Origin of the sequence: Stenotrophomonas sp. YIM B06876 (assembly GCF_030711595.1) — a bacterium.
In the GTDB taxonomy this organism is placed as follows: Bacteria; Pseudomonadota; Gammaproteobacteria; order Xanthomonadales; family Xanthomonadaceae; genus Stenotrophomonas.
Genome location: NZ_JAUJUJ010000612.1, coordinates 1 through 388, shown reverse-complemented (window position 1 = coordinate 388; position 388 = coordinate 1). Strand labels below are relative to the sequence as shown.

Here is a 388-nt window from a genome sequence, read left to right as displayed (position 1 = left end):
GCGCGCGGATGCGCTCGGACAGCTCGCGCGTGGCCGCGCGCGTGAAAGTCATCACCAGGATGTCGGCCGGGCGCAGCGGCCGGGCAAAGGCGTTGCTCTCGCCATGGCCCAGCACCAGCCGCAGGTAGAGCGCGGCGATGGTCCAGGTCTTGCCCGTGCCGGCGCTGGCCTCGATCAGGCGGCTGCCCCAGAGCGGGAAGGCGATCGGGTTCAGGGATGGGATGGATGGAGTGCTCATGCGTCGGTTCCTGCGGCATGGTCTTCGCCCTGGCCATGCGGCGTGGCCCGCACCTGGGTGGCGGCCCATTGGGCCAGCGGGCCGCAGACCGACTGCGCCAGCCATTCAAAACGGCCATCGTCGGTCAGCGCTTCAAAGTCGGGGTAGACG

At 70.1% G+C, this 388-nt stretch carries 1 protein-coding gene; it reads right to left on the bottom strand.

The window, feature by feature from the left end; genetic code table 11:
• Positions 1-238 (bottom strand): UvrD-helicase domain-containing protein (locus tag QZH66_RS18705; RefSeq protein ID WP_305807279.1); only part of this gene is annotated, 238 nt, incomplete at its 3' end.
• Between the last annotated feature and the right edge of the window lie 150 nt (positions 239-388).